The 22,368-nt window shown below is 57.1% G+C and carries 15 protein-coding genes; 10 read left to right on the plus strand and 5 right to left on the minus strand.

Translation table 11 applies throughout. The annotated features are described in order from the left end of the window. Positions 1 to 81: 81 nt before the first annotated feature. A complete protein-coding gene (gene serB, locus ACIOVB_RS21715) occupies positions 82 to 1,296 on the plus strand; it encodes a phosphoserine phosphatase SerB (RefSeq protein ID WP_007967407.1) in 1,215 nt (404 codons plus the stop codon). 94 nt (positions 1,297 to 1,390) lie between these two features. Here serB and ACIOVB_RS21720 read toward each other — a convergent pair whose 3' ends face one another. The 4 genes from ACIOVB_RS21720 to ACIOVB_RS21735 form a co-directional block, all read right to left on the minus strand. Next, positions 1,391 to 3,145, minus strand: a complete 1,755-nt coding sequence (locus ACIOVB_RS21720; RefSeq protein ID WP_401271244.1) for a molecular chaperone — start codon at positions 3,143 to 3,145, stop codon at positions 1,391 to 1,393. 65 nt (positions 3,146 to 3,210) lie between these two features. After that, complete coding sequence (asd, locus tag ACIOVB_RS21725) at positions 3,211 to 4,071, minus strand: archaetidylserine decarboxylase (protein WP_401271247.1); 861 nt, start codon at positions 4,069 to 4,071, stop codon at positions 3,211 to 3,213. Positions 4,072 to 4,089: 18 nt separating this feature from the next. Further along, positions 4,090 to 4,905 carry a thiosulfate sulfurtransferase gene (gene rhdA / locus ACIOVB_RS21730; protein WP_401271250.1) on the minus strand — a complete coding sequence of 272 codons (816 nt, stop codon included), beginning with the start codon at positions 4,903 to 4,905 and terminating at the stop codon, positions 4,090 to 4,092. Between the two features lie 42 nt (positions 4,906 to 4,947). Beyond that, entirely contained in the window at positions 4,948 to 6,486 is a 1,539-nt protein-coding gene (locus tag ACIOVB_RS21735) for an HDOD domain-containing protein (RefSeq protein ID WP_187677896.1), read from the minus strand. 166 nt (positions 6,487 to 6,652) lie between these two features. Between ACIOVB_RS21735 and motA the strand changes: the two genes are divergently transcribed. The 3 genes from motA to ACIOVB_RS21750 all read left to right on the plus strand — a co-directional run bounded on the left by motA (position 6,653) and on the right by ACIOVB_RS21750 (position 9,799). Beyond that, a complete protein-coding gene (gene motA / locus ACIOVB_RS21740) occupies positions 6,653 to 7,504 on the plus strand; it encodes a flagellar motor stator protein MotA (protein ID WP_187677895.1) in 852 nt (283 codons plus the stop codon). A 3-nt stretch (positions 7,505 to 7,507) separates the two neighbouring features. Then, entirely contained in the window at positions 7,508 to 8,575 is a 1,068-nt protein-coding gene (gene motB, locus ACIOVB_RS21745; RefSeq protein ID WP_401271254.1) for a flagellar motor protein MotB, read from the plus strand. Between the two features lie 90 nt (positions 8,576 to 8,665). Further along, positions 8,666 to 9,799: a sterol desaturase family protein gene (locus tag ACIOVB_RS21750; protein WP_187677893.1), complete on the plus strand. Its 1,134-nt coding sequence runs from the start codon at positions 8,666 to 8,668 to the stop codon at positions 9,797 to 9,799. A 65-nt stretch (positions 9,800 to 9,864) separates the two neighbouring features. Here the strand turns inward: ACIOVB_RS21750 and rsgA are convergent, their stop codons facing one another. Beyond that, positions 9,865 to 10,896 carry a small ribosomal subunit biogenesis GTPase RsgA gene (rsgA, locus tag ACIOVB_RS21755; RefSeq protein ID WP_187677885.1) on the minus strand — a complete coding sequence of 344 codons (1,032 nt, stop codon included), beginning with the start codon at positions 10,894 to 10,896 and terminating at the stop codon, positions 9,865 to 9,867. A 107-nt stretch (positions 10,897 to 11,003) separates the two neighbouring features. Here rsgA and orn point away from each other — a divergent pair, with 107 nt between their 5' ends. The 6 genes from orn (at position 11,004) to ACIOVB_RS21785 (ending at position 22,334) form a co-directional block, all read left to right on the plus strand. Continuing rightward, the gene (gene orn / locus ACIOVB_RS21760; RefSeq protein ID WP_187677884.1) at positions 11,004 to 11,546 is read left to right on the plus strand and encodes an oligoribonuclease; all 543 of its coding nucleotides are present in this window, start codon (positions 11,004 to 11,006) and stop codon (positions 11,544 to 11,546) included. Between the two features lie 96 nt (positions 11,547 to 11,642). After that, on the plus strand, positions 11,643 to 12,254 hold the full coding sequence (locus tag ACIOVB_RS21765; protein WP_137217697.1) for a trimeric intracellular cation channel family protein: 612 nt from the start codon (positions 11,643 to 11,645) through the stop codon (positions 12,252 to 12,254). A gap of 180 nt (positions 12,255 to 12,434) precedes the next feature. After that, a complete protein-coding gene (locus ACIOVB_RS21770; RefSeq protein WP_401271258.1) occupies positions 12,435 to 13,463 on the plus strand; it encodes a hypothetical protein in 1,029 nt (342 codons plus the stop codon). Positions 13,464 to 13,658: 195 nt separating this feature from the next. Then, positions 13,659 to 16,190: a hypothetical protein gene (locus ACIOVB_RS21775; protein ID WP_401271260.1), complete on the plus strand. Its 2,532-nt coding sequence runs from the start codon at positions 13,659 to 13,661 to the stop codon at positions 16,188 to 16,190. Between the two features lie 356 nt (positions 16,191 to 16,546). Continuing rightward, the gene (locus ACIOVB_RS21780) at positions 16,547 to 17,533 is read left to right on the plus strand and encodes a hypothetical protein (protein ID WP_401271262.1); all 987 of its coding nucleotides are present in this window, start codon (positions 16,547 to 16,549) and stop codon (positions 17,531 to 17,533) included. Between the two features lie 7 nt (positions 17,534 to 17,540). Continuing rightward, on the plus strand, positions 17,541 to 22,334 hold the full coding sequence (locus tag ACIOVB_RS21785) for an RHS repeat domain-containing protein (protein ID WP_401271265.1): 4,794 nt from the start codon (positions 17,541 to 17,543) through the stop codon (positions 22,332 to 22,334). Positions 22,335 to 22,368 lie beyond the last annotated feature (34 nt).

Consider the following 22,368-nt stretch of genomic DNA (forward strand, 5'->3'; position numbering starts at 1 on the left):
AGACCGGCAAAGCGCTCGCGGTGCCCGATGGTCACTGAAAGTGGGTAGAATGCGGTTTTTTTCCAGTTGCGGGGGTGCGCGTTGCGCGAAATCGTCCTGATTAACATCACGGGAGTCGACCGTCCGGGTCTGACAGCGGCCATTACCGGCGTTCTGGCACAAGGTGGTGTGAACATTCTCGACATCGGGCAAGCGGTGATCCACGACACCCTGTCGTTCGGCATCCTTGTTGAAATTCCCGATTCCGAGCAAGGCAAAGCCGTGCTCAAGGACATCCTGTTCAAGGGCTACGAGCTCGACCAACAGGTGCGCTTCACCCCGGTCTCCGAAGAGGATTACCAGCAATGGGTGGGCAATCAGGGCAAGAAGCGCCATATCGTCACCCTGTTGACTCGCAAAGTGACCGCCGGGCAATTGCAGGCTGTCAGTTCGATTACTGCCAAATATGGTCTGAACATCGACCATATCGACCGTCTGTCGGGTCGCATGCCGCTGGACACCCCGGCGGACAAGGGCAAGGGCTGTATCGAGTTCTCCGTGCGTGGCGAAGCGGCTGATCCGCAGGCGCTGCGTGCAGAATTCCTGAGCGTGGCGCAGGAGCTGAACGTCGACATCGCCTTCCAGGAAGATTCACTTTTCCGCCGCAACCGTCGTCTGGCGGTGTTTGACATGGACTCGACGCTGATCGAAGCCGAAGTCATCGACGAACTGGCGAAGGCTGCCGGTGTTGGCGAGCAAGTGTCGGCGATCACCGAGCGGGCGATGGCCGGCGAACTGGATTTTCGCGCCAGCTTCAAAGAGCGCCTGGCGTTGCTTAAAGGCCTGGACGTCAGCGTGCTGGACTCGATCGGCGCTTCGCTGCGCCTGACGGAGGGTGCAGAAACCCTGTTCGCCGAACTCAAGCGTCTGGGCTACAAGACCGCGATCCTGTCCGGCGGCTTCACCTATTTCGCCAAGCAATTGCAGGCCAAACTCGGCATTGACTACGTGTTCGCCAACGAACTGGAAGTCGTCGACGGCAAGTGCACCGGCGTGGCGATCGAGCCGATCGTCGATGCGCAGCGCAAGGCTGACCTGTTGAAAGAGTTGGCACACAAGGAAGGTTTGCGTCTGGAGCAGACCATCGCGGTCGGCGACGGTGCGAATGACCTGCCGATGCTGGCGATTGCCGGTTTGGGTGTGGCGTTCCGCGCCAAGCCATTGGTCAAGCAGTCGGCGAAGCAGGCGATCTCGACTTTGGGTCTGGATGGCGTGCTGTATCTGCTGGGTTTCCGCGATCGCGACGGGCAGTTGTGATTTAAAGATCAAAAGATCGCAACCTGCGGCAGCTCCTACACGGGAATGTGCGTTTTCCTGTAGGAGCTGCCCAAGGCTGCGATCTTTTTTGCTTTTAAAGCGACTTCCACAACGAATCAAAATCCTCCTCGCTCCCGCCATTCTGCGCGGCCTCCAGCGAGCGATAGGCAAACTGATTGAAACTATGCGTACTCGCCACCCGCCGATCCAGTCCGGCGCGGTGCTCGTCTCCATGGGTATTGATCAGCACTTTACTGCCTTCCTGAAAAGGCAATCGTGGCGCCAGCAAGGTTGCCGGCAAGTCGATAGCGCTGATCTGCGGCAACAGCAATCCGCGCAGATAGTGACTGTGATCGTCCCGCGAGCGCACCAGTTGCAGGCCGCACGGCTGCGCATGCGGTGCCACCAGCTCAATGCCCATCTGTGTGCCACCGCCACGCACCCGACGAATCCAACGAATCACCGCAATGCTCCAGCCCAGACTTTCGCTGTCCTGAATCCCGAGCATTTCCCCGGCCTGTAATTCGGCGGGCACCTCTGCAGGCCAGCCCAGGCAATAACCGCCGGGACTGTGATTGATCACCGGCAGCGCGTAAGTGGGGTAGTGCGGTGTGTTGTCGGTGCTGCTTTCGTCTTCGATCAGATGGTCGTACTGGATTTCTTCGTATGGCAGAAACTCATCCGCCTTGCTCTGCGGCGCGGCGTCGAATGCCTGGCTCCAACTGTCTTTTTCGCCCTTGGCGACGACGCTGCTGAAGTTCGCCGCGCGGGCGCCGGGGTGCTTGAGCAGTTCGCTGAAACTGCGTTCGCCGCCGAGGTAAAAGTGCAGGGCGCTCATGCCCACGCACACGGTCAGGCTGCCTTGGCCAACGGTGCGCTGAAAGCTGCGTTCGGCGGCCTGACCCCAGGTCGCGTGCAAGTGTTGCAGAGTGTCGAAGCTGAGCCCCGCCGGGACAGGCAGGGGCGTCGAAGTGTCCTGACGCTGCAGATGCGCTTCGATGGCATTGACCAGTGGCTGTGGATCGAAACCGAGCAATCCGGCTTTTTGCTCGCTGCGAAACATGTTGCGATAACGCGGGCCGGCGTCGATTTCGGCGCTGATCGCAAACAAGCCATCGTCCGGACTGCCGGGATGCAGTTTGAGCAAGGTACTCCACGGTTCCAGGACTTCCGCGAGTCGAGCGATCTGGTTCTGCCGCAGTTGATTGCAACGGGCGCAGCCCAATAACAGGGTCGCGATGTACGTCTGTTCCAGGCTCAGCTCGGTAGTCAGGCTGGCGAGATCGTCACGTACCCGACGTTGTTGCAGCTGCAATTCACAGCCGATGCGATACAGCTGATGCAGTTCGAACCACAGGTGTTCCGGCGGTGAACTGTACAACTGCGTGGCGCGCAACAACTGGCCCTTGAGTGCGTGTGCCGTCCGTTGCAGGGCCTGGCTGACCAGCGCCGCGCGATCCTTGCTGTACTTGGGTGCGATACGCAACACGATCTGTTTGTAGCCGATGGCCAGATGACTTTGCAGCGCCTGGCACAGGTTGCTGACCTTGCGCGAACGCTCGTCGAGCATGATCGCCTGATGCAGAAAGTGCCGCTCCAGATGCTGGCAGACGAAATACACCTCTGGCCGCATCAGCTCCAAGAGTTGCAGGCGATTGTCGCTGGGGGTGAGCAACTGGTTGAGTTCGCCCAGGCCTTGGTACAACTGGCGGGCGGTTTCGCCGATGTTCGCCTTGGGCAGGCCGGCGATCCAGCGTTTGAGGTCACGCGGGGTGGCTTCGCAGAACGACAGACGCGTTTGCGTTGGAGTGGGAGCGCTTAGCTGCGGAGGGGCGATGGTCTGGCTCATGCCAAAAACCATAGCAGCAAATGCTGCAATCTGCGGGAGCCGAAGTGGCTCCCGCAGCACGGACATCAGGCTTTTGGCAGTGCCAGACCCTGGCCCATCTGCACTGGCGAACCCGCCACCAGTTCTTCAGCCCACTTCACTTGATCCGGGCCAAACAGCACGATCGCGGTGGAACCCAGCTTGAAGCGGCCCAGTTCGGCGCCTTTTTCCAGATGGATCGGCGCGCGAGCGGCTTCGTCGTAGCGGAAGGTTTTCAGCTCACGCTTCGGCGGCGTGACCAGACCGGCCCACACGGTTTCGATCGAAGCGACGATCATTGCGCCCACGAGAACAACGGCCATCGGCCCACGCTCGGTGTCGAAGATGCATGCCACACGCTCGTTGCGGGCGAACAGTTCCGGGACGTTTTCGGCAGTGGTCTGGTTGACCGAGAAGATCCGGCCCGGGATGTAGACCATTTCACGCAGGGTGCCGGCCAGTGGCATGTGGACGCGGTGGTAGTCCTTCGGCGACAGGTAAATAGTCGCAAAGTCGCCGCCCATGAACGGCGCAGCATTGGCTGCGTCACCGCCAAGCAGTTCCAGCACGCTGAAGCTGTGACCCTTGGCCTGGAACACGCGACCGTGTTCGATCGGGCCGAGTTGGCTGACCGCGCCGTCGGCCGGGCTGAGGATCGCGCCCGGGGTTTCGTCCAGCGGGCGCGCGCCATCTTTCAGGGCGCGGGTGAAGAAGGCGTTGAAGTGCTCGTAAGCGGTCACGTCTTCAACCAGCGCTTGCGACATGTCGACTTGATAGCGCTTGGCGAACCAGGTGGTGAAGGCATTCTTGAACCAGCGCACGCGGCACTCGGCAATGCAGCCGGCCAGGCGCGACAGCAGGTGGTGAGGCAGCAGGTACTGGCTGAGGATAAACAGACGCTCTTTCATGGGTTGTCCTTAAAAACCTTAAATCTCGACGGGCGTGTCAGGGTGGTTGCCCCATTCGCCCCAGGAACCGGCGTAGCCCTTGACCCGCGGATAACCGAGGGATTTGGCCACCAGATAAGTGAAGCCCGACCGGTGATGGGTCTGGCAGTGGGTAATGATTTCTTTGTCCTTGGTGATCCCCAGGTCTTCGAGGATCTGTGGCATGTCCGTGCGGATGCGCAGGTTGCGCGCCTTGTCCATGCCCGCGGTCCATTCGAAATTGACCGCGCCGGGAATATGGCCGCCCTTGGCCGCCAGCACTTTCTCGCCGGAATACTCCAGCGGCCCGCGCGCATCCCAGATCGCCAGATCGGCGGCGCCGAGACGGCTTTGCAGGTATTCGCGCGTAGCGGTCGGTTCATCTTGCAGGGTCAGCGATACCGGGCCACCAACAGCCCGTGGCACCTGGATCGACATCGGCATGCCATCCGCCAGCCACGCCGGAAGACCGCCATCGACGTAGTGATACTTGTCGTGGCCGATCACGTCGAGCAACCAGATGAACCGCCCGGCCCAGCCGCCGCCCTCGTCGTCGTAAACCACGTAGACCGCGTCCTGGCGATGGCCGAGTTCACCGAACAACGCTTCCAGATCGGCTTTGGCCGGCAGCAGTCCCGGTGCCGGCGGTTGGCCGAGCTGGGTGCGTTTGGGGTCGACAAACCGCGCGCCGGGAAGATGACCTTCGGCATAGCGGGCGGGGCTGGTCAGGTCCACCAGAATCAGTTCGCTGGACTCGAGCCGAGGGCGCAGGTCGCTCGGTTCGATAACGAGCGGCAAGCCAGAGAAGTCAGACATGTGAGGTCTCCAGAGCACAAAGGGGGGGATTGTAGCGCAGCCTCATCGGCCACGGCTGCTAAAGCTGTGCAGGGCTTTTTCGATGCACTGCGCGGTTTTACCGAAGGCTTGCACGGTGATGTCGGCGAATGGCCCGCCGCCCTGATCAGCCACAACGATCATGATCACCCGGCCATTGTTGACCAGTGATCGCAGGAACAGATGCTCGCCACGGAACAGCGTGCGCAGGCTCGGCGGCAGCAGCGCGGAGAATTGCGTGTTGTTCTCCGGGTTGATCCGCACCTGAGCTTGTTGTGCGAGCAGCCGTTGCAGAACTTTGCTCTGGCTGACAACAAAGTTCAGCGCAGAGGCTTCTTTGGGCAGGCCGAAAATTTGATGCACGCGCAGATTGGATTGCGTGCGATCGGCCATCAGGATCATCACCCGGCGCATGCCACTGGCGACCAGCGCGTCGCGGGCGGCGACGGTCAGGCTCATGGCATTGGTGAAACGGCTCGGCTCGGCCAGCAGTTCGGCGCACTGCCGGCGCCATTGAGTCAGATCTTCGGCATTCGGTGCGGCAGCAGGCAACATCCCGGCCGGCAGGCGAAGGGTGCCCCACGGCCACAGCAGCGAAACCGCCGGGTGCCACAAGTCAGGCATCGCATGCTGGCGCGCACTGTTGGCGGCTTGCTGGTGCAACTGTTGTTGCACCTCGTCCATCGAAATCTGTAGATAAAGGCTGGTCAGATACTGCCAGCGCTCACTGTGCGGACTGTCCCATGCCTGTTGCGCCGACAGCGCCAGACCGTTGGCCAGCAGTACGGTGTTGGCGGGTTGATTGAGCCAGCGCCGCAGTGTTGGGTCGTCATCGAGACGATTTTGCTGACGCAACGGATGTTCGCTGTCACGGGCAATGCGCAACACTTTGACCAATTCGCGTTGCTCGCTGAGCAGCAATTTATAGCCCTGCTGCACCCAGATCGGCAGGTGCCAGGCTTGCACCAGCGCCTCGGCGATTTTAAGCAGGCGCACGCCAAACAATTGCTGCTCGACGGCGCGCGCCGATTCGCCCTTGTGGATAACCCGCAGTTCCCACTCTTCAAGCAGTTGTGGATAGGTCAGTGCCAGCGGCCACAGCGGCGACAGAAACAGCAGGCTGCCCCAATGAATGTCCTGCCACAGTCGCGCCAGGCGACTGGCAAAAAAACCGTTGGCCTGTTGCGTGGCGTGCTGGCTGATCATTTGCAGTTGGCGCAAGGCCTTGGGGATTTGCATCTGCGGTTGAGCAGGCAGGCGCGCCAGCAGTTCTTCGGTGCGGGCCAGACCCAGACGGTTGATCGCAACTTCAAGATTTTCGGCCGGTGTGGCCATGGTGCCGTGGGTGTGACGATTCGCCTCACGGATGATGCTCAAGGCCAGCGCAGGGCTGTCTTGCATCAGGTCGGCGATGTCTCGCAGCGAGCTGCGATTGTCACGGATCGCCCGGCAAACCTTGTCGTGAGCCTCTTGCGGCACGGGCAGGCGCACGCTATCGAGCAGCTTGACCCAGCCGTCGAGGGTGGTCGGTTTTGCGTGTGGGACGTTCGTTTCATTAGCCATGTCTGGACGAGATCTTCACTGACTGTAGACGCGCCCGGCATGGGCTAAATTGGCTTTTCGCCTGAACTGGCTATAGTCTGGCGCAGTTTTGCCGATAAGTAGAAGAAGAGATTTTTTAACTTCCGAATATGACCTTGAACCCGACTTAAATAAGTACTTTCTACCTATGGCTAAAATTATCGGCATCATCGTCGTATTCGCGAGCGTGCTCGGCGGATACGTGCTCTCCCACGGCAAGATTGCCGCCCTGGTCCAGCCCTTCGAGGTGTTGATCATCGGTGGTGCGGCGCTGGGTGCATTCCTCCAGGCCAACCCCAGCTACATGACGATGCACGTGCTCAAGAAATCCCTGAGCATGTTCAGTTCGCGTTTCAGCCACACTTTCTACCTGGAAGTGTTGGGCCTGATCTACGAGATCCTCAACAAGAGCCGCCGCGAAGGCATGATGGCCATCGAAGGCGACATCGAAGACGCCGCTGCCAGCCCAATCTTCGCCAAGTACCCGGCAGTGCTCAAAGACGAACGCATGACCGCGTTCATCTGCGATTACCTGCGCATCATGTCCTCCGGCAACATGGCTCCGCACGAGCTGGAAGGCCTGTTCGACATGGAGCTTTACAGCCTTAAAGAAGACCTTGAGCACCCATCCCACGCGGTGAACGGCATTGCCGACGCCATGCCGGGTTTCGGTATCGTCGCGGCGGTACTGGGTATCGTGGTGACCATGGCGTCCTTGGGCGAAGGCGATCAGAAGTCGATTGGTCTGCACGTGGGTGCGGCACTGGTGGGTACCTTCTTCGGTATTCTCGCGGCCTACGGTTTCTTCGGCCCGTTGGCGCACTCGTTGGCTCACGATGCCAAGGAAGAGCTGAATGTCTACGAAGCCATCAAAGCCTCGCTCGTGGCTTCGGCATCCGGCATGCCGCCATCGCTGGCGGTGGAGTTCGGTCGCAAGGTTCTGTACCCGGCTCACCGTCCAAGCTTTGCCGAGCTGGAACAAGCCGTTCGCGGTCGCTAAGTCATGGAAAATAATCAGCCGATTATCATCAAGCGCGTCAAGCGCATAGCCGGCGGGCATCACGGCGGGGCGTGGAAAATCGCCTTTGCCGATTTCGCCACGGCGATGATGGCGTTCTTCCTGGTGTTGTGGCTGCTGTCCACCGCAACGCCTGAGCAGAAGATCGCCATCGCCGGCTATTTCAAAGACCCGGTCGGCTTCTCCGAAAGCGGCACGCCGTACATCATCGATCTGGGCGGTACGCCTACCCTGGCGCCGGAAAACACTCTTAACCCTGAAGTGAAATCCCAGCCGCAACCGGACAAAGTCACGGTCGATGCCGAGCAAGTCGAAGGCATGGCCGAGATGGTCGAGAAGGAACGCCTGGAACTGCTCCTGCAAGAATTGCAGAACAAGGTCGACGAGAACCCGCAACTGCAGAAGTTCAAGGACCAGATCCTCTTCGAGATTACGCCGAACGGCTTGCGCATCCAGATCATGGACGCTGAGAACCGGCCGATGTTCGACTCGGGTTCTGCACGTTTGAAGCCGTACTTCGAAGACATCCTGCTGGCCATGGCCGACACCATCAAAGCGGTGCCGAACAAGATCAGCATCAGCGGTCACACCGATGCCAAGCCTTATATCGGCAGCGGCGATTACGGCAACTGGGAGCTTTCGGCCAACCGTGCCAACGCCGCCCGCCGTGCATTGATTGCCGGTAGCTATCCGGATGCGCAAGTGGCGCGGGTTGTGGGTTACGCCTCGTCGGCACTGTTCGACCGGGAAAACCCGTTCAACCCGGTCAACCGTCGCATCGACATCGTGGTGCTGACCAAGAAGGCCCAGGCCGCCATCGAAGGCGCGCAGGGCGCCGATCCGGCGAAACCGGCTGAGCAAGGACCGAGCGGTGCTGCTCCGGCAACACCGGTCGATCCGAATGCGCTGCCGGCAGATCAGCAACCGGTGCCTGCGCACGAGTTGCGCGAGCGCCTGAACCTGTTCGACGACGCGGCACCCAAACCGGCCCAGCCGGGAAGTGCGCCGCCAGCGCCACCGGCCACTGCACCGGCTCCCGCGCCGAAGCAGTGACCTACAAAAAGCCACGGTTACCGTGGCTTTTTTGTATCTGCCTGCGTCGCATTGACCAGTCGCAGTTTTCGCAATCACGGAAGATCAGTTATGGAAAGACTCAAAGCCTATTTTCAGCGGCACGGCAACGCACCCTTCAAGTTTGGTGAAGGGCGGGTCAGTGGCTATATCTCGGCCACGCTGGGGCTGTTGAGCCTGCTGGCGGTGTTCTGCTTCCTGTTCCCTGAATGGCTGACCACCGCTGAACTGCGCAAGGTCTACGACGAGCAATTCGCCCGCACCACACTGTTGCTCGGGCTGGTGCTGTCGTTCAGCCTCGGCACCCTGAATATCCTGCTCAACAAACGCAAACGTCTGGGGATCACCGGGCTGGTCGCTTCAGGCCTGGCGGTATTTCTCGGTGGCACCAATGTGCAAGTCAGCGAAATCGGGCAGACCCCATACTCGCTGGGGTTGGACTGGTTTGTCCTGGCGCTGCTGGTGTCGGCCATCGTGTTTATTCCGCTGGAAAAGCTCTACTCCAAAGACCCCGAGCAAAACATCCTGCGGCCTCACTGGCGCACCGACCTGACCTACTTTTTCGTCAGCCACATGCTGGTGCAGTTCATCCTGATCTTCATCACCGCCTCGTCGAGTTACATCGCCGGTTGGGCAGTGTCGCCGGGCTTTCAGGCCAGCGTGCAAAGCCTGCCGTTGGTGGTGCAGTTCCTGCTCGCGGTGCTGGTGGCGGATCTCGGTCAGTATTGGCTGCATCGGCTGTACCACGTGGTGCCTTTTCTCTGGCGCCTTCACGCCGTGCATCACTCCAGCACGCACATGGACTGGCTCGCCGGTTCGCGCGTGCACTTCATCGAAATCCTGCTGACCCGCACCGGCGTACTGGTGCCGCTGATGCTGCTAGGCTTCGCGCCGCAAGCGTTGAATGCCTATGTGATTCTGGTCGGCGTCCAGGCCGTGCTGGCTCACGCCAACGTGCGAATCAATGGCGGCTGGCTGAATTACCTGATCGTCCTGCCGCGTTACCACCACTGGCACCACGCGCGGCACAAGGACTACATCTACAAGAACTACGCGATTCACACGCCGTTAGTGGACATGCTGTTCGGCACCTTCAAGCTGCCGCCGAAAGAGTGGCCGGTGCGTTATGGCGTGTTTGGCAAGGAATTGCCGGGCGGGATTGTGCAGCAGCATCTTTATGCGTTTAAGAAGCCTGAGCCGAAGTAAGGCCTGGCGGATATGAAAAGCCCCGAATCATCGGGGCTTTTTTTCGTCTTTGGTTTGCCGGGTGGTCAGTAACCGTTTTCCGGCAAACTGGCGATGATCGAGCGGTAGCTGTTCATCCGTTGCTGCTGCACGCGGCCATCTTCAAGGGCCTTGAGCAGTGCGCAACCCGGTTCGCGATCATGCTTGCAGTCGCGGAAGCGGCAGGTGCCCAGCAGGTCGTTGAACTCGATGAAACCGGCTTCGACGTCGGCGCGGCTGACGTGGCCGAGGCCGAACTCGCGGATGCCCGGGGAGTCGATCAGTTCGCCGCCGCCCGGGAAGTGGAACAGCCGTGCGGTGGTCGTCGTGTGCGTGCCCTGACCGGACAGTTCGGACAACGGCCCGACGCGGGTTTCCACCTCAGGCAACAAGCTGTTGACCAGCGACGACTTGCCGACACCGGACTGGCCAACGAACACGCTGATGCGTCCGTCGAGTTGCTGTTGCAGCTGTTCCATGCCATTGCCGTGGTGCGCCGAGACCTCCAGCACCGGATAGCCCAGCGTGCGGTAAACGGCCAGCAGGGCGTTGAGTGCCGGGGCGTTCTGCTCGTCGATCAGATCGAATTTGTTCAGCAGCAACAGCGGACGGATGCCGGCGTGTTCGGCGGCTACGAGGTAGCGGTCGATCAGGTTGGCGTGCGGCTCTGGCAGCGGGGCGAAGACGATGACGATCATGTCGACGTTAGCGGCCACTGGCTTGAGCTGACCACGACTGTCCGGGCGGCACAGTTCGGTGGTGCGCGGCAATTGCGCGACGATCACACCGATACCCTGGTTGCCGGCACGCCAGACCACCTGGTCGCCGGTCACCAGCGCTGGCAGGTTGGCGCGCAAGTGGCAACGGAACACTTGGCCGGCGAGTTCGCCGTCCTTGGCCTCGACCTCGACCTGCACACCGAAGTGGGCAATCACCAGGCCGTGTTGCTCAGGGCCAAGGTCGCCGCCCTCCAATGCTTCGACAGCAGAGGACTCGCGTTTGGCGGCGCGTGCGGCGCGCTCGCCTTGAATCTTTTCGATGCGCCAGTTTTGACGACGATTGAGTTGGCGTTTGGCCATGGGTGTTCCGTCTGAAGAATGCAGCGATTAGGTAAAACGGCCGCGAGTTTAGCACGCCCGGCCACCGGCCTAGGCTAAACTGCGCAGCATTGCCTAGGAGCCGAAATATGCAAAACCCGCAGAACTTGATCTGGATCGACCTGGAAATGACCGGTCTTGATCCGGATAACGACGTCATCATCGAAATGGCCACCATTGTCACCGACAGTGATCTCAATACCCTGGCCGAAGGCCCGGTGATCGCCATTCATCACAGCGACGAAGTGCTTGCGCGCATGGATGAGTGGAACACTCGCACCCACGGCAACTCCGGCCTGACCCAACGCGTGCGCGACAGCCGCATCACAATGGCCGAAGCCGAAGCCGAAACCATCGCGTTTCTGGAAAAGTGGGTGCCGAAGGGCAAGTCGCCGATCTGTGGCAACAGCATCTGCCAGGATCGCCGCTTCCTCTATACCCATATGAAGGCGCTGGAAAGCTACTTCCACTACCGCAACCTCGATGTGTCGACGCTTAAAGAGCTGGCCGCACGCTGGGCACCGGACGTACGCGACAGCTTCAAGAAGGGCAGCACGCATCTGGCACTGGATGACATTCGCGAATCGATTGCCGAACTGCAGCACTACCGTAAGCACTTCATCAAGTTCTGATTTCGCTTGGCGGGTTTTTGTAGCGCGTTTTCTCGCCCTCTTTTGGTGCCGTACCGAAATGGCTAGACTGCGCGCCTTCCTGCCAGGATCGCCACCATGCTGCTGATGCTCTATCTGATCGCCATTACCGCTGAAGCCATGACTGGCGCCCTGTCCGCAGGCCGGCGCGGCATGGACTGGTTCGGGGTGGTGCTGATTGCCTGCGTCACGGCACTGGGCGGCGGTTCGGTGCGTGACGTGCTGCTCGGGCATTACCCGCTGACCTGGGTCAAACACCCGGAATATCTGGTGCTGACTTCCGTCGCGGCGATGTTCACGGTATTCACCGCACGCTGGATGCGGCATCTGCGCTCGCTGTTCCTGGTGCTCGACGCCGTAGGTCTGGTGGCGTTTACCCTGATCGGCTGCATGACTGCCCTGGAAATGGGCCACGGCATGTTGGTGGCGTCTGTCAGTGGCGTGATCACCGGGGTGTTTGGCGGCATCCTTCGCGACATTTTCTGCAACGACATCCCGCTGATCTTCCGTCGTGAACTGTACGCGAGCGTTTCGTTCGCCGCCGCATGGTGCTACATGCTGTGCCTGTATCTGAACGTGCCGGGCGAACAGGCGATTCTGATCACGCTGTTTGGCGGCTTCTTGTTACGTTTGTTGGCAATCCGTTTCCATTGGGAAATGCCCAAGTTTGTTTATAACGACGAGCATTGAAATTTAATTCGTACAATATGTTCGCTGTGCGAAGTTGGCTTGCGTGTCGCCAGCGACTTATATGTGCATGTTTCTTACATTTTTCGCTTTGCTGCTGATTTGATTGGCGTGTTATTTATTTTTCGGCATTTGGTTTAATGCTGGTCTTCTGAATTATCACGAAATCAAAGGAGTTGATTCATGAGTGAAAACATGGGCGATGCACAGGGTCAGTCTAATCATTCGCAAACATTCGATAGTGTGACCCGTTTCAATGTGAAGTTTGATGCTGGCGACACCTCACGAAGTAAAGTGCTATACGGCAATGGCCGGATGCAGGTCAAGGTCCAAGTGGTGGTCTCCGGGGCGGATATAAATGGTAATGCCGTGCACGTGCCGTCTGAAGTAATGAACAGTATTGAGCTTATTCATTACGGTACTGGCAAGCGCCTGCGCGATGGTTGGAGCGCAAATACTGAACAAGGGCGATTTACGCTTGAGGCGCAAACGTCATTCGCCCCGATGGTGGCCTCCGACGATGACGCAGACGAGGATGCCGTTCATCCTCAGGTGCGTTCCTTCTGGGTTTCGTCGGCCACCCCAGGAACTACTCAGATCGCTGCACGCCTTACGCTGGGCGGAATTACGATTCGCAGCAACGGGAGCAGTCTTTCCAGTGTTCATGACAGCAGCGTGACCCTGGAAGCGCAGCAGCCACTGGCTTACTCCATTGAGCAATTCCGATGGGTCCCGGTCAGGCGAGGCAATGAAGAGCCGGGGAATCGCATTTGGAACCATTACTTGGGCTTGTATCCGCAAGGTCAGCAAACCAGGCTGGTCGACTGGATTGCCGATGGTGTTGCAGATGACGGTTACTTTGTCTCAGGCAACAAGCTCCGAGAAAAACAAACCAATTATCTTGAAGGTATTTTGATTCGCCCCGAAAAAAGCGAGGTCGCCGTGTCTTTGCCATACAACGGCAGCGTTCTTGCTTATCGCCATTATGCTGATGCGATAACATCCGACTCAAAGTATTACAAGGTAAGGGTCAATGATCGGGACGGAGAGCTGACCGTGGTGCAAGCGATGTCTGAGTATTCGACTCTTTCGCCAGCTTCAAGGCAGGGCGGTGTTTTTCATTTTCGCGCCATTGATCAATATGGCACTGAACATAAGCTGGCTATTCACACGGTTTTTTCCAGGCTTACCCTTACCGTGGAGCGAGGTTGAATGCGCGGTCTCTCTGCGTGTGCGCAATGTAATGTGGTAGCTATATATATCCTCATGTAAAACACAGCGCTGTAAGCTGTAACTTCATCAAGCGATGATGTTATCGCTGTTCCTGCCGTTACACCTGTTTAACACGTTGGCTGGCCCTTGGGTGCTGCGGGGCCAGCATCAGCTCACACTCAAGGATGAGAATATATGGCTGGCAAGCCGCCAAAGGTCAAACCTGTTCCTGCCCCAAACAAAACCCCCGATTTCAGCGCGGATGGCTCACATCGGCCACTGTCCTCTTTTCCAGAAATACCGCATCTACTGCCACTGCAACGCCTGGAATCGTTGCCCTCTTCCTATCGGCCAGGTTTGGTCGCAGAGAGGCCTCCGGTCAGTGTGAGCGCGAGCCCGATGTCTTCCGCGAGCGATAAACTTGCGATGCTTGCCGCGGCCTCCTCGCTGGAAGATTACTGGATACCCACACCCAAAAGCCTCGGCGAGGCTGATGCGCAGGGCATCCAGATGTTCAAGCACCGTCAGTATGTGGCCGTATCCGACGAGCATTTCGTGCAAGTGGTTCTGGACGCCGAGAGTGGTCTGTTTCGCGCCACGCTGGCCAGAGAGCTGAATCCTTCTGGCCCGCTACTGAAGCAGGACATCGGGAGCGGGTTCTGGCTCCCGCTGCACAGCAACTATTCACGTGATCACCTTGCAATATTCAGTTCGCTACGGGGACGAACGGCAGAACTGTTTCACCGCATGGGGCATTCGGTGGATGTTTTTTCCGAAGTAACGATTACCCGCATTCTTGCGGTGAGTGGCATGGATGAAATGCTGGCGAGCGATTCCCCTATAAGCTCGCGATCCCTCGCCTTGCTGCAGGACGCCCTCAGGCGCTTCAGCCTCGATCAGAAAATCCAGACGTCCATCACACAACTGCAACATCCCGACCCGTTGGTGCGCGCCCAGGTCGATCCCGATTTGCAGGCTCTGCTGCAGGTGCGCGAAGGCGATCCTGCGGGACGCCGTGTTCAACGGGCTCGCACCGTGCTCTTTCAGAATCATGAGCGCGCGTTCGAACTCGACTGTGATGAATACACGTTGCAGATGCGGCGGATCTTTCCTGACCTGCCCAAAATGGTGGCCCAGGCGTTGTGGCGCGATGCAAGCGCCGCTGATCGTCTGCATATGCACAATCAATCGGGAATGCCACGGCGAATGGCAGAAGAGGCGCTGCTGTCTCTGCGCGATGTTCGTCTGGCGAGAGCTTGCGAAGGGATATATCTGGATTCGATCTCCAGCCCGGACAGTGACCGACTGGCGTTGCATATGATCGGGCGCCTTGCAGGGTGGTCGCCAAAAGTTCATATCGAGATTCGTCAGGGCGGGGCGGACGGGGAAGCCTTGACCGCCATAGGCGATGTTCGGACTCCGTTCCATCACATACTGGTACGGCAGGACGCAGGCTACGTCATCAACAGCCCCGAAGGTTCATCGTATAAAGGTGTGAGCGATCTGTATTCGGCGGTCTGGTTCCTGTTGCTGCCCGTACAGCGTCAGGCGCTCGGTATATCGGAGGGAGGAGGGCAAGCACTCCAGCAATTGATTCGTGCACAGCCGTTACCGTCGCGCCAGGTCGTGAGCGAAATGCTGGGGTTGGTGCCGCTTCCGGTTACTGTCGATCCTGTCGCCGCTCAATACAGCCAAGCGGGACAGTTGCGAGGCGGAGCCGATAACAACCCGACATCGGCCAAGTCCGTTGTTGACCGCGTAGGTGATCTTTATCCGCAGCTTTCGAGTGAGGAGGTATCGACGTTTATCAACGAGCGTTTGAAAGGTGATCCATCCGGTGTAATGACTCGCTTGGAAAAAGAGTTCGCGACGTTGCGTAATGAATTGGCGATATGGAGTGCCGATGAACCGTCATCTCGTTCGGAATCGTCGGGACAGGGCAGTGCGCCAACACCCGCCGAGCGACGCCAGGCTCGCGAGCAATTCAGCGCAAAGCTGCAAGATATCTGGCAGCGCAAGTCGGTGTCGAGATGGGGGTACGGTGACTATCATTTTTCTTACGACGTCGATTTTTCTGGTGAGTTACCAAGGCTATCCGCCAGATTCGAGTATGTGACAGAGTTAATACTAACCGCACAGAAACCGGGCACACGGATAGGCGCGTTCCTTGACAGTTTTCCCAATGTTCAATATTTGATGGTGACCGGTTTAAAAATGGAGGAGTTCCCGTTAGGGGTCTTTCAAATGCGCGAGTTGCGTCAACTCACGCTGGATAAGTGCTCGCTCAGACTTTCTGAGATAACGGCTGAAGGGCTGTCAAGAATGGAAACCCTTACATTGTTGAACCTGGCACACAATCCTCTGACAGTTTCTCCGCATGTAGGCTTCATGCCGGATTTAACGGAATTGATGCTCTATGACGCCAATCTGTCCAGCGTTCCTTCAGGAATAGATATGCTGAAAGAGCTACAGGTGTTGGCGTTACAGAACAATGATATTAAAGATGTGGGGGATGAGTTGTTCGATATCCCGGATACACAGGATCTGTTCGTTGGTCTGGTGAATAATCCCTTGAGTAACGCGTCGAGGCAGCGGATTACCGAGTATCTGGAGTATTCCAGCATGGATCGGAAAATAGAAATTCAAATGGATGAGCCAGTTTCAGACGTAGAGTACGAGAGTGAATCCTCGGAAAGCGGTTTCTCCACAGGTTCAGACAGTGACTGAATGTTGATGGACGTAACGGGTTTATTGTTTGTCTAACATAAATTGATAAGTATAAATAACGCGGCGGCTCCCCTTCTGCTTTCCGCTCCATGGCGATCAGGAGGGGAGGAGCATCATGTGATGCCGGAATCAAAGGCCCAAAGCGAGCGGTTTTGCGTTTTGTAACATGAATTCAGCAGTTTTTGATTGTTTGATGATTTGTGTAGGTTGTCGGTTTTGATGTTCAAGTATTTCCTCGGCTTTGCCTCTTAATAATTTGTCGAATGTCCCGGCTTTTATTGTTTTTTTAGTCGTGCGTCAATACTTCGACGTGCTCTGAGAGGGGCGAGAATTATTAATTGGTCAGGGGTTATTTTATGTTTGATGAGCAGCTTAGTGTGTCCCGTATCGAGGTTAAACTCGACTCTGCAAGGTCTGGTCAACATAAGGTTCTTTACGCCAACGGTAGAATGCAAGTGCGCGTGTTGGTGCTTTTGCACGGAGTCGATAACAGTGGAGACGGCGCGTCACTGTATGGACATCCCGCCTTGCAGTCACTGCGGTTGATTGCCTATAACGGCGCTCGGCCTCTGGAAGGAGACTGGGGTGTATCGGTGCATGAAAATCGGTATGCCCACGAAATGTCGGGTGGGGCGCCGCGGGTTACAGAAATATCGCGTGTTAAGGACAATCGGATAAGTGACGATGCTGATCCGGTGCAGGTTTTTGAGTTTTGGGTTTCCGCCTCCAGGCCTGGAGTCATGGAAGTGGCTGCCGAAATCATCATGGCCGAGGAGGTATTGCGAAGTAACGGAGTTGGCTTTGACAGCAGTGTTACGCTAGAAGCGATTCCACCGAGAGAGTATCCGCTGAGCAGTTTCTCGTTGAGCAAGTACGATGAGAAACAGCAGAGAGCCACGTATGACTGGGTCCAGCATTATCATATTGGTCTACACGCAGAGGGCCGGCAGATTCACCTCCTCGACTGGTACAGCAGTGAAGTAAAACTTGACCCTTATGATTCGGAAAATTCGGTGCAGGTGTATGTGTCCGGAAATATCCCTGGCACACGGGATGGTCGCAGAAATTTTTATGGGTATATGGCGCCGATTTATGGGCTGAAAACAACCTTTCGCAGCCCTCTCGGCTACATAACCGTACCTATTAATAAAGTGCCTGGGCAGTTGACACTTGTGCAGTATATTTCCGCTGATCTGCAAGTGGCGCCGGCCAATGAAAGCGCATTCGAGTTTGCAGTGATTGATGAATTCGGTTCGGAGCACAGGCTTTGTATCGATGGTGATAAAGAACAGCGCACGTTTATTCTGGATGAATCCAGGCGATCAATGAAAAAACTTATCTGATTTTGACATGTGGTTAGCGGTTTTTTTTGCTCGCCAGCCTGATCTGCCAATATCTGAATTTGGAAATAAAGGACGCTTTTCAATGGTAAGTAATTCATCTTCCGCTGTTCATTCAAATGCTTTCAATTTCGGTGAGTTCGTTTCCGGAGGCGTTGATCCTCGCACGGGCATATATACATGTGCCTTTTCGTTGGGGAAGTTGTACTCGGCGGATCTCAATGGTCCTGAATTTGCACTTTCAATGGGATTTAATCCGCTCAATCAGGTGGATGCCGGTTTCGGCCTTGGATGGTCTTTGACCATGACGCATTACAACTTGCGCAGCAAAGTCATGACGCTGTCCAACGGTGAGCGATACAAGGCTGTCGAGACGTCTACCGGCCTGAAGTTCAAGGAAATGAAACTGCAAACCGCCAAGGTATTGGTGACCGGGACAGGCCGCTATGAGGTCCAATACAAGGATGGGCGCCGTGAGTTACTGAAAGTTCAGGCGGGCACTCAGATTGCCGTAGCGGAAACAATTTTCGCGGCGAACGGTGTGAGCATCACGCTGAAGCATAAACTGTTCAATCAGTTTCCCATGTTGACGGAAGTCTCTGACGCCAAGAGCTGCCTGTTGAAAATTACACGCAATGCAGGTCAAGTGACATTGACCCGGCATCCCGATACGCCGTCCAGTTCCGACTACAAGTTGATCTTGAAAAACAGTCGGGTGACGGCAATCGAGCTTCCGCTCGGCAAGGGCTGGGAGCTGGAATATGAAGTCATTGATGAGGCCAGCTATTTGCGCCGCGTCGTCAACCCCTTGCGCGGCGTAGAAATCATTCGCTACAAGCGGCAAGGTCACCGCTTCGTAAACGGCGTGGAACAGACGCTGCCGTTTGTCATCGCTCACGATGTTTACCCGGGGCGTCGCCAGGCCAGGCTCTGCAAGATATACACGTATTCCGACCATAACTTTCTCGGGCAGGGTCTCATCCCGGCCAAGGACGAAGACGGAGATCCTCTTTACCTGGCGCCCAGTCACTACGTCTATACCTCGGACGAGAAATTGGTGGTCAACGGTAAGGTTCACACCCGGATTAATCGCACCTACAACAAATTCCATTTGCTGGTCGCAGAAGTTACAACATGCGGCGATGCCCAGACCACAACCACCACCGAATATCATTGTTCCGTCGCAAGGCCATCCAATGAACAGCCGGCTCAGTTCCGCATGCCCAAGGTTCAGAAGGTGACGTATCTCGATCGGGGCACCCAAAAGTCGCGCGAGGAAACCACCGTCACTGAGTTCGACGGCGAAGGCAACTTGCTCAAGTATGTCGAGCCGAGTGGGGTGACGACCGTGTCGGAATTTTATCCGGCAAGCGGTGGGGACAACTGCCCAAAGGATCCGCTGGGTTTTATCAGGTTCCAGAAAAAGAGGACTGTTACCGCTGCTGCAGCAGGTGGAAACTCGACTGTCACGTATTACGACTATGCGCTGCATCCCGCGTTGAAAGGTGCGGAACTGGCATCCGTGTTACCGGTTGAGGAGCGTTATTTCGAGCTCGTGGAGGGGGTTGAGGTCCTGCGCTCGAGAACCGCAACGCATTACCTGAATACGCCAATGGACCCGCTCAAGCACGGGGCCATGAAAGAGCAAAGCATCACCCGTAACGATAAAAAGACTTGTACGGAATTTTCCTATGAGCTTGAGGACGCCGGGCTGCGAGTGAAGTCCAGCACACGTGGGTTTGATGGCTCGTTGCAGACCAGCGAGAAAGTGCTCTCGACGCTGAGCGGATTACCGTTGTCAGAAGTCGGTGTCGATGGCGAGCAGATCGAATATGAATACGACGCGATCGGCCGGGCAGTGTGCAAAACAGTTGCCCGCGGTACTCCTTACGCAGCCTCTACCAAGTGGGCCTATATCGCAGCCACCATTCAGCAGCCGGCCACGATGGTGACCATTGACCCCGCCGGCTGTGAACAAAGAGTGACCTATGACGGCCTGGAACGGGTGGTTACCGTTCAGGAACAGGACTGTGACTATCCGGATGAGGATGGGCTCATTCAGTTTCGCACCCTCTATTCCGCCATTCATGATTCGGCGGGTCACAAGGTAAACGTAACGCTGACCGATTGGCGCGATGGCAAGCCTTATCCGGTCATCACTCGCTACGAATTCGATAACTGGGGGCAGGTCAGCAAGACGCTCCATGCCGATGGGCGTATCGAACACAGCGAGGCCGATCCGGTCGCTCGCCAGCAAACGAGTTGGCTTCAGGGAATGGGCAAGACAGTTACCCTCGCCAACGAGTTTGGTAAACCACTGAGTGTCGAGAGCTTCAATCTGAAGAATAAGAGCCTCGGCAAAACCGTTTACACCTATGACGGATTGGGGCGCACAACCAGCCAGACCGATCCGGTCGGCAATACCACTCGATATGGGTACGACGTTTTTGACCGGATGATCCGTAGTGTCCTGCCCGGCGCCAGCGAAGTGGTAACCGACTACGCCGATCACACTGATGAAGCGCTGCCGGTCTGCACCCGGGTTAATAGCAGAGTGTTGGGCCGGCAGGTGTATGACGGTTTGAATCGCCTGACGAAAAGTACCGTGGGCGGACGCGAGTCCGAGGCCGGATATGAAGCGGGGTTCAGTCAGCCGCAGTGGTGCAAGAGCGCCGATGGCAAGAAAACCGAATTTACTTATGTACGAGCTCTGGGCGGTTTACTGACTGAACGCAAGGTGGGGGAATTGCTCACGACCATGACTTACGACCCCGTCAACGGGCATCCCTTGACCTGCACCGAAAACAGCAGAGAGCGTCGTTTTACGTATTACCCTTCCGGGCGCATCAAATCCGAAACGACTACCTACGGCGATGTCAGCAAAGCAACTTCTTCTACCTATTCTTTAGAGGGGCGACCGCTCATCTATGTCGATGTACTCGGATCCGAGCATAGATCCGAATACGATGACCACGGCCGCTTGTTATCGACTTTGCAGGGTTCGCTGAAAACCGAATTCCACTACAACATCCAAACAGGGATGCTGGAATGGACGAAGACCGAAGAGACTTCGATCAAGCGTCAAATGATCACTCGGTTTGCCTATGATGATATCGGTCGTGAAACCCTCCGTACTTTCGAGGTCAAGGGCCAGCCCGACCAGACGCTGGCGTCGACTTATACGCTCGCTGGCAAACTGTCGCGCAAAGTGTCCATGCGCGGCACACAAGTGTTGCGCGATGAACAATTTGTTTACGACGTGCGTGGGCGTCTGATCCAGTACGACTGTGCCGGAACCCAAAAACCCTTGGATCCTTACGGCAAAGAGATAGTCCAGCAGACGTTTACATTCGATGCACTGGACAACCTTCTCACCGTACAAACCCGGTTCCCGCTGGGTGTGAATCTGACCACGTTCAGTTATGAAAATCCGGACCCCGCGCAGCTCAGCGCAGTCAAGCATTCCCATGTCGACTATCCACCGGCAGTGACCCTGGAATACGACGCCAACGGCAGGATGATCAAGGATGATCAGGCGCGAACCCTGACCTATGACGCGTTCGGACGTCTCGAGCAACTGGCTGGCGCAGGAGGTTCAGTCATCCGCGGCTACCATTACGACGGTTTCGATCACCTGGTTGAACTGTCGCAACCGGATACGGCAACGGCGCAGCGTTATTACTACGAAGGCCGGGTCACCAATGAGGTTCGTGGTAAAGATTCATCCAGCGTCGTGCGGCACGGTGGATTGCTTGTAGGGCAGCAGCAGCTCGGATTGAACGCCGGCGCGCAACTGTTCGGCACCGATCAGCAGCAAAGTGTATTGGCAGAGCTGGGTGAGGGGCAGCTGACCGATTGCGCTTACAGCCCTTACGGGCATCGTCCTGCCGAGGGTGGTTTGTTCAGTCTGGCGGGGTTCAACGGCGAGCAACTGGACCGGGCGACCGGCCTTTATCTGCTGGGCAACGGTTATCGAGCCTATAGCCCGACACTGATGCGTTTTCTCAGCCCCGATAGCATGAGTCCATTTGGTGGGGGCGGATTGAATGCCTACGCTTATTGCCTGGGCGATCCTGTCAATCGTGTTGACCCTACGGGGCATATATCCTGGCAATTGATCCTGGGAGTCGGACTCAGTGTCCTGGGGATTGTTGCCAGCGTGCTCTCGGCGGGCGCCACAACGCCATGGGCGGTGGCGGCGTTGGGTCTGACCGTTGCTTCAGGTTTGACGGGAATCGCCAGCGAATTGGTCAGTCACTATGCACCGGATTCTTCAGCAGGAGAGCTATTGGGGTGGATCAGTGTCGGTCTTGGCCTGGCTTCGCTCGGTACAGGTCTGGCGGCCGGCGCCAAAGCTGCTGTGAATGGAGCCAGAAAGCTGGCTTCAGCGTTTCAACCAGGGCTCAGTGGACGGGGGGCGGGCAAAGCTTTTGCCAAAGGACGAGGAGCCAAGGCTGCGGCCAAAAAAGCCAGCGCGCCGGTTCAGGAGGAGATCGATACGAAATGGACACTCGTCAAGACCTACGAAAAAAATGGTCGGAACTACATCGAGGTAGCGGGTAAAGAAGACTTGAAGAAAAAAGCTGAGTTCTTCATGAAGGAAATTTCAGAGGGAAAACCTCCGAGCATGGCCGCCCAGCTAGCGGAAGGCCGTTACGAGCCAATGCACGGTTCATCCAGCTCGACGATGAAGGGAATGCATTTTTACTTGGGCGGGGGAGATCGCGTGTATCTGGTGGAGAACTCCAAGGACAGGATTGCAGACATCATCCAGTTGGGCGGCCACCTTAAAAAATCCAAGTGACAGGTATAAACACACGACCAGGCAGCACCAAGCC

This window comes from Pseudomonas sp. NPDC087639, from assembly GCF_044743385.1.
GTDB lineage: Bacteria > Pseudomonadota > Gammaproteobacteria > Pseudomonadales > Pseudomonadaceae > Aquipseudomonas.

What these genes read in the sequence shown, in the direction of transcription:
- motB (WP_401271254.1), top strand. Translation starts at nt 7,508, where the DNA reads ATGGAAAATAATCAGCCGATTATCATCAAGCGCGTCAAGCGCATAGCC.
- ACIOVB_RS21775 (WP_401271260.1), top strand. Translation starts at nt 13,659, where the DNA reads ATGGCTGGCAAGCCGCCAAAGGTCAAACCTGTTCCTGCCCCAAACAAA.
- asd (WP_401271247.1), bottom strand. Translation starts at nt 4,071, where the DNA reads ATGAAAGAGCGTCTGTTTATCCTCAGCCAGTACCTGCTGCCTCACCAC.
- ACIOVB_RS21750 (WP_187677893.1), top strand. Translation starts at nt 8,666, where the DNA reads ATGGAAAGACTCAAAGCCTATTTTCAGCGGCACGGCAACGCACCCTTC.
- rsgA (WP_187677885.1), bottom strand. Translation starts at nt 10,896, where the DNA reads ATGGCCAAACGCCAACTCAATCGTCGTCAAAACTGGCGCATCGAAAAG.
- orn (WP_187677884.1), top strand. Translation starts at nt 11,004, where the DNA reads ATGCAAAACCCGCAGAACTTGATCTGGATCGACCTGGAAATGACCGGT.
- ACIOVB_RS21765 (WP_137217697.1), top strand. Translation starts at nt 11,643, where the DNA reads ATGCTGCTGATGCTCTATCTGATCGCCATTACCGCTGAAGCCATGACT.
- motA (WP_187677895.1), top strand. Translation starts at nt 6,653, where the DNA reads ATGGCTAAAATTATCGGCATCATCGTCGTATTCGCGAGCGTGCTCGGC.
- ACIOVB_RS21720 (WP_401271244.1), bottom strand. Translation starts at nt 3,145, where the DNA reads ATGAGCCAGACCATCGCCCCTCCGCAGCTAAGCGCTCCCACTCCAACG.
- ACIOVB_RS21785 (WP_401271265.1), top strand. Translation starts at nt 17,541, where the DNA reads ATGTGGTTAGCGGTTTTTTTTGCTCGCCAGCCTGATCTGCCAATATCT.
- ACIOVB_RS21780 (WP_401271262.1), top strand. Translation starts at nt 16,547, where the DNA reads ATGTTTGATGAGCAGCTTAGTGTGTCCCGTATCGAGGTTAAACTCGAC.
- ACIOVB_RS21735 (WP_187677896.1), bottom strand. Translation starts at nt 6,486, where the DNA reads ATGGCTAATGAAACGAACGTCCCACACGCAAAACCGACCACCCTCGAC.
- rhdA (WP_401271250.1), bottom strand. Translation starts at nt 4,905, where the DNA reads ATGTCTGACTTCTCTGGCTTGCCGCTCGTTATCGAACCGAGCGACCTG.
- ACIOVB_RS21770 (WP_401271258.1), top strand. Translation starts at nt 12,435, where the DNA reads ATGAGTGAAAACATGGGCGATGCACAGGGTCAGTCTAATCATTCGCAA.